Origin of the sequence: Streptomyces sp. NPDC059900, assembly GCF_050270335.1 — a bacterium.
GTDB lineage: Bacteria > Actinomycetota > Actinomycetes > Streptomycetales > Streptomycetaceae > Streptomyces.
This window is the reverse complement of sequence record NZ_JBNNJZ010000531.1, coordinates 1-5,581: the sequence shown is the minus strand read 5'-3', so window position 1 is coordinate 5,581 and position 5,581 is coordinate 1. Positions and strand designations below refer to the sequence as shown.

Genomic DNA, 5,581 nt, shown 5'->3' with positions numbered 1-5,581 from the left:
AGCCAGGCCCGCGTAGGTGTAGGGGTCGTTGCCGAAGGTGCCCAGATACACGTCCGGGTCAGCGCGGTGCACCTTCTCGGCGGCGGCCCGGTACTCCTGCCAGGTGGCCGGCGGCTTGTCGATCCCGTGCTTCTTGAACAGGTCCTTGCGGTAGAACAGCCCCATGGGCGCGGTGTCCAGCGGCGCCCCGAAGGTCTGCCCGGCGATGGTCACCTGGTTCCAGGTCCACTGCGCGAACTTCTTCTTGTGCGCCCCGGCGTACTCGGAGACGTCCTGCAGTGCTCCCGCGGCGGCGAAGCTCGGCATCGTCTCGTAGCCCACCATCGCCAGACACGGCGCGTTGCCGGCCTTGGCCGCGGTGAGCATCTTCGTGTAGCCGCCCTTGGTGCCCGACGCCGTCTTCTGGAAGTTGACCTGGATGTCGGGATGGGTCTTGTTGAACCGGGCGACGGCCTCCTCGTACCCCGGCGTCCAGCCCCAGAAGTCGAGGGTGACCTTCTGCCCGGCGGCACTCGAGCCGCCGCTGCCGGACGAGCACCCGGCCACCAGGACCACGGCACCGGCCACTACCAGCGCCCCCGCCCGGATCCGCCGCACCTTCATGTCATCTCCTTCGCCGTAATTAGTTCGGCTAGGATCTGAAATAAATAGTTCCTCGTCAACGGGTTGAGGCCGGTGACTTTCGGAAAGGGAGCGGGGCACCCGCCCCGCAGAACGCGGCGACCGGCTAACTTGACGGGCGGCGGCGGTCGACGGGCGGCGAGGGAACCGAACGCCCTACAGAACAGGAGCAGGCCTGGTGAAGGCAGATCTACGCGGAGCAGGGGTACGCGGCCCGGGCAGCGAGGGACCGCTGCGGGCGAGCGACCGCGCGTCGCTGCGCCGCACCAACCTCGGCCTGGTGCTGCGGCTGCTGCGCGATGCCGGTCCCCGGCCCCGTACCCAGATCGCGAACGAGACCGGCCTGCCCAAGGCGACCATCACCAACCTGGTCGGCGAACTGGTCGAACGCGGCCTGGTGAGCGAGGGCCAGGCCGAGCGCCTTGGCTCGGTCGGCCGGCCCAGCAGCACCGTGCGGCTCGACGGCCGCACCATCTGCGGTATCGGCGTGGAGATCAACGTCGACTACCTGAGCCTGATCGCCTTCGACCTGCGCGGCGAACTCGTCGTCGAACGGCATATCCCCTACGACGCCCGGGGCAGCGAACCCGACGCCGTCCTCGACCGCATGGCCGAGGCGATCAGCGAGGCGCACGATGCCCTGCGGGCACGGGGAGTGCACCCGGTGGCGGTGACCATCGCGGCCCCCGGCGTCATCGGGATGGACACCGGCGTGGTCTCCTACGCCCCCAACATCGGCTGGCGGGACGTCGCCGTCACCGACGGCCTGCGCACCCGCCTCTCCCCCAAGGCCCTGCCGATCCGCCTCGAGAACGACGCCAAGCTCGGCGCCATCGCCGAGTACCGGGTCGCCGCCGCGGCGGACATCCACGACCTGCTCTGCGTGACCGGCGAGACGGGCGTCGGCGGCGGCATCATCTCCGACGGCCGGCTGCTGCGCGGCTCGGCCGGGTTCGCCGGCGAGATCGGCCACATGCCCCTGGACCCGACCGGGCAGCCCTGCTCCTGCGGCCGCCGCGGGTGCTGGGAGACCATGGTCGGCCTTGCCGCCCTGCTGCGGCTCGCCGCGCCGCCCGAGGACGCGGTCCACGACCCCACCGTGGACCTGGAGCAACGCCTGACGGAGCTGCGCCGCCGCGCCGACTCCGGGGACGCCCGCACCCTGGCGGCGTTGGCGCAGATCGCCGACGGCCTCGCGGTGGGCCTGGCCCTGCTGGTGGACGTCCTCAACCCCCGGGCCATCGTGCTCGGCGGCTACTTCGCCCACTTCGGCGACCATCTCGTCGACCGGGTGCGCGCCGAGCTGTCGGCCCGGGTCATGGCTCCCGAGGCGGGCAACTGCGAGATCGTGCTGTCGACCCTGGGCTTCAGCGCCGCGGCGCGCGGCGGCGCCTATCTGGCGCTGGACAGCGTCTACCAGGACCCGGGGGCGTTCGCCTAGCAGCCGCTGTCCCCGGGCGACTCTCGAAGCCCCTGGCCAAGACCTCGGGATTGCCGACCGGGCCCAGGCTTGGCCAATTACCCCCGGTGCCGGGCGAACCACTGGCTCCGATCCCGCGTCTCCCCTCATGATCATCACCACATGTACGGGAGAACCAACCGTGACCGACCAGCACGCCGAGCCGACCGACGAGCCGACCGCCGAGCCGGAGTACGGCCCGGGGCCCTGGTGGGGAGACCTCGGAACGTGGGGCGCCGTCGGCCTGATCACATTCGGCGGCCTCGCGGCAGCATGGGTTTTCCTCCGACTGCCCGGCACCCCGCAAGACATGGCGATCGGCTACTACCAAGCCGCCAAGATCATCGCCATCGGCCTGGTCATCGCGGGCAGCGCATTGCTGAGCCGTCGCCGCTCTGGATCCACGACCGCCGAGAAGACGACCGGCGCGGAACACACCTGACCCCACCGGCCGGTGAACAACCCTGGCGACGACCGCTCCCCCGGCTCTGCCCATCCTCAAGGCATGTCCTCGCAGCGGAGAACGTCCAACACGGACGTGACATCCGCCTCGACCCCGCGCAGCTTGTGCGCGTACTGCTCGCCCTCATCACGCAGCACGTCGGCCTCGTCGGCGGGTCACACGGGTGTTGGCCGCAGAACCACGATCCGGTGCCCTGCGGCCAACACCCCTCCTCCTACTTCCCGACCGTCAAGCGGCCGGCGGCCGGATTTACGGGATCACCACGCCGGGGCCGTTGTCGCCGCTCAGGTTCAGGCCGAACAGCGCCTTCTCCGCCGGTGCGCCGATGTCCGTCGGGTTCTGCGCGGCCGACTTCGAGGCCGTCACGCCGGAGGCGGAGCCGCGCAGCAGCCACACCGCGCCGCCGTTCACGACGCTGCCCAGGTTCTCGCCCGGCGCGCCCGCGGTCAGGTCGGCCTTGCCGTCACCCGTCACGTCGAGCAGTCGCACCGACCCGCCGAACCGGTCGCCGGACTCCGCGACACCCGGTACGTCCGCCGTGTCCTGGTGGAAGGCCTGCGCGCCCGTGCCGGTGAGCCCGTTCTTGGTGCTCTTGAGCACCACCACGGCGCCTGCCTTCGCCTTCGTGCCGATGGCCTCGCCGGGGACGCCGACGGCCAGGTCGGGGTAGCCGTCGCCGTTGGTGTCGCCGGTGGTCAGCCGGCCGCCGAACTGGTCGCCCTTCTCGCTCGCTCCGGGCACGCCCGCCGTGTTCTGCGTGATCGTCTGCGTGCGGGTCTGGCTGGGGCCGGACGCCGAACCGTAGTAGATCTTGACGGTGCCGGGGTCCTCCTCGGTGCCCTCGGTGTCGCCGTTCGGGAAGATCCGGGTGGCGAGGTCGGCGTAGCCGTCCTGGTCGAAGTCGGCGACGGCGGTGCCGGCGGCGGAGTCCAGGCGCTGCGGGACGGTGGACAGGCCGGACTTGGTGCCGAGCCACAGCTTGCCACCCTCGGCGTGGTTCTCGTAGACGTAGAAGGTCGCGAGGTCCTCGATGCCGTCGCCGTTGAAGTCGCCCGCGGCAGTTGAGTTGATGGAGTTGTCGGTGCTGTAGACCTTCACCTGCTGATCGCGGGCGGGGGCGCCGTCCCGGTCGAAGGGGCCGTAGAGCACGTCGTGGTAGTCGTAGTCCTCGCCGTTGCGCATGAACAGGTCCGTGTGCCCGTCGTCGTCGAAGTCGCCCGCGGTGATGTCCTCGCCGACCTGGGCGTTCGCCGGTGCCCCGACGCGGACGGCGCCCTCGCCGGTGATGCCGGACTTGCGGCCCCACAGGACGATCACCGATCCGCCGATGTTGTCCTCCGGCCGGTATTCGCGGGTGGCCAGGCCAAGGTCGGTCAGGCCGTCGCCGTCCAGGTCGCGGGCGATCATCGCGTAACCGAAGACCTGGTTGTCGCCGGAGACACCGGGCACGCCGGGGGTGTCCTGGTTGATGACCTTGGTGCGTGCGGGGTCCAGGCCCTGCGCGGAGCCGTACCTGATCGTGATGTAGCCGGCCCAGACATGGCCGCCGACCTTCGCGCCGGGGGCGGCGACGGCGACGTCCTGGTAGCCGTCGCCGTCGAAGTCCTCGCGCACGGTGGTGGCGCCGTCCTTCGCGGATGCGGTGCCTGCGACGAACGGCACGCCGAGCGACCCGATCAGGGCGGCGGCCACGGCGGTAGATATGGCGGGTCTGCGGATGCCCACGGTTCCTCCTCAGTGCGCGAGCGGTGTCGAGACACGTGCGCGCGGATGTGATTCATCTGCGAGACACGCGGAAACGGCCGATGGTTGTGCAGTGAACGGCACTTGAACGGGCGCGGGCGAGCCGTGGCCCGGGCTCTCTCAGGCCGCGGTGTTGAGGAGGCCGGTGCCTGCGGGGGTGACGGTGTGGAGGGCGGTGTTGTGATGCCGGGTGGTGTGGGAGAGGCCGGCGGTGCGGAGAACGGTCGCGTGCTGGCTGGCGCTGGCCGGGGAGATGCCGGCGTGGCGGGCGAGTTCGGTGGTGGTGCAGCCGGGGTGGTGGGCGATGGTCCACAGCACCACTGCCCGGGTGTGGCCGAGGAGAGCGGTCAGGGAATCGGGGATGGTACTCAGAGCCCGTGCAGTGTCGGTGGGCGGCAGGAAGAGGTCCGTGTCGCGCAGTCCGACGGGATACGTCAGCCACGGCTGGGGTTCGGCTGTTTCGTCAAGCGCGGGGTAGACCGCGCCGAAGACGGAGGGAATCAGGAGCAGGCCGCGGCCCGCGAGATGGATGTCGCCTGCGCTGCCGGATGCCATGGTGAGTTCCAGAACGGGCGGCTTCCAGCGGATGTAGCGGGGGTTGAGTCCGGACAGCAGGGCTTGGAGCCCGCCATGGGCGGCCTGCCGGGTGCGCAGCGCCTGATCCGCTCCGCTCAGCGCATCGATGTGCTGCTGGTAAGGGGCGATGAGGTGCCTGTGGGCGTGCGCGGCCGTGTCGGCCAGGTCCATGAGGAGTTGCCTGTCACTGCCGAGTGATCGGGTCCAGGCGGGCACGGGCCGCTGTTGGCCGCGTCCGGCCCAGGTCTCCATGTCCTTGCGGATTCGGTTGGCGGACGTGGCCCGCACCCGCTCCAGCGCCTCGTCGATGCTGCCGGCCGCCGTGTGATCGAGGAAGTCCACCGTCCAGCCCGTCGGCGGGATCAGATCGAGCAGACGCCTGCTCCTTGCCGGCAGACGGCGCAGCGATTCCCTGCGCCAGGCCCCGAAACGGGTCGGATGGCTCCCTTCTTGCAGCAGTCGCAGCGCGATATCCAGCTCCAGCATCGGACGGGGTCCGTCAGCCAGCCGGGTGCGGGCCAGGTCTCCGGCCGTGAAATGGATACGAAGGGACATGGCGCAGAGCCTGATCAAGATGTCGTTATTCGGGCTAGGCCAAATCACGTCGATCCTCGATCACCCGCTCGGCCAACCTTGCACGTGAGCGAGCACGAGCACAGTCCGCTACGGCGCTCGATCGGTGGGCCCGATCGGGAGGTCGGACGGTCGCGCCAGGGGGG

General features: G+C 70.5%; 5 protein-coding genes. 2 read left to right on the top strand and 3 right to left on the bottom strand.

Going from position 1 to position 5,581, the window contains the following annotated elements; all coding sequences use genetic code 11:
* A partial coding sequence (locus ACQKIP_RS38215; RefSeq protein ID WP_427745195.1) for an ABC transporter substrate-binding protein occupies positions 1 to 603 on the bottom strand: 603 nt, incomplete at its 3' end.
* Positions 604 to 799: 196 nt separating this feature from the next.
* Between ACQKIP_RS38215 and ACQKIP_RS38210 the strand changes: the two genes are divergently transcribed.
* Positions 800 to 2,062: an ROK family transcriptional regulator gene (locus tag ACQKIP_RS38210; RefSeq protein ID WP_365856712.1), complete on the top strand. Its 1,263-nt coding sequence runs from the start codon at positions 800 to 802 to the stop codon at positions 2,060 to 2,062.
* 160 nt (positions 2,063 to 2,222) lie between these two features.
* Positions 2,223 to 2,522, top strand: coding sequence for a DUF350 domain-containing protein (locus tag ACQKIP_RS38205; protein ID WP_365856710.1), 300 nt, complete (start codon positions 2,223 to 2,225; stop codon positions 2,520 to 2,522).
* 270 nt (positions 2,523 to 2,792) lie between these two features.
* Here the strand turns inward: ACQKIP_RS38205 and ACQKIP_RS38200 are convergent, their stop codons facing one another.
* Together ACQKIP_RS38200 and ACQKIP_RS38195 are read right to left on the bottom strand one after the other, a co-directional pair.
* The gene (locus ACQKIP_RS38200) at positions 2,793 to 4,268 is read right to left on the bottom strand and encodes an FG-GAP-like repeat-containing protein (protein ID WP_365856708.1); all 1,476 of its coding nucleotides are present in this window, start codon (positions 4,266 to 4,268) and stop codon (positions 2,793 to 2,795) included.
* Between the two features lie 138 nt (positions 4,269 to 4,406).
* On the bottom strand, positions 4,407 to 5,417 hold the full coding sequence (locus ACQKIP_RS38195; RefSeq protein ID WP_365856706.1) for an ArsR/SmtB family transcription factor: 1,011 nt from the start codon (positions 5,415 to 5,417) through the stop codon (positions 4,407 to 4,409).
* Positions 5,418 to 5,581: the final 164 nt, after the last annotated feature.

Bases quoted from the DNA above. Each gene is read 5' to 3' on its own strand.
- ACQKIP_RS38195 (WP_365856706.1), bottom strand. From the start codon at position 5,417: ATGTCCCTTCGTATCCATTTCACGGCCGGAGACCTGGCCCGCACCCGG.